The sequence below is a fragment of the Protofrankia sp. Cj3 genome, from assembly GCF_917627355.1.
GTDB lineage: Bacteria > Actinomycetota > Actinomycetes > Frankiales > Frankiaceae > Protofrankia.
This window is the reverse complement of sequence record NZ_CAKJTR010000115.1, coordinates 17,108-17,750: the sequence shown is the minus strand read 5'-3', so window position 1 is coordinate 17,750 and position 643 is coordinate 17,108. Positions and strand designations below refer to the sequence as shown.

1 protein-coding gene is annotated in these 643 nt (G+C 68.7%); it reads right to left on the bottom strand.

Annotation, left to right across the window (positions count from 1 at the left end; translation table 11 throughout):
• Positions 1 to 643 (bottom strand): NAD(+) synthase (gene nadE / locus MJ783_RS15600; RefSeq protein ID WP_239311168.1); only part of this gene is annotated, 643 nt, incomplete at both ends.

Below are 643 nucleotides of genomic sequence, written 5' to 3'. Positions count from 1 at the left end.
CGACTCGGCGGGAGGCGGCTCGGTAGTCGGTGGCTCGGTAGTCGGTGGCTCGCTGGTTGCTGGCTCGCTGGTTGGTGGTTCGACGGTGGACGGTCGGGTCGGGTGTTCCCGCCAGCGGGAGGTGATCGGTAGCCTGCGGTCGCGACCGAACGCCTTCGAGGTCACCTTCGGTCCAGGGGGATTCTGTCGGCGTTTGTACTCGGCGAGGTCCACCAGCCGGATCACCCGTTCCACGGTTTCGGGGCTGTGACCTGCCGTGATCAGTTCAGTGCGGCCCTGGTCGCGCTCGACGTAGTCGTCGAGGACGGCGTCCAGGGTGGAGTAGTCCGGCAGCCGGTCCGAGTCGAGCTGGCTGGGAGCGAGCTCGGCGGACGGCGGCTTGACGATGATCTCTTCGGGGATGGGCGGGGTCTCGCCCTGGCGGTCGGCTTCCGCGTTACGCCAGCGCGCGAGTTCCCAGACCAGGGTCTTGGGCACATCCTTGATCGGGGCGAAGCCGCCCGCGCTGTCGCCGTAGAGGGTGGAGAATCCGGTCGCGAGTTCGCTCTTGTTGCCGGTGGTGAGTACCAGCTGGCCGTGGGCGTTCGACAGCGCCATCAGCAGCGTCCCGCGGACCCGGGCCTGCAGGTTCTCCGCGGCCAGG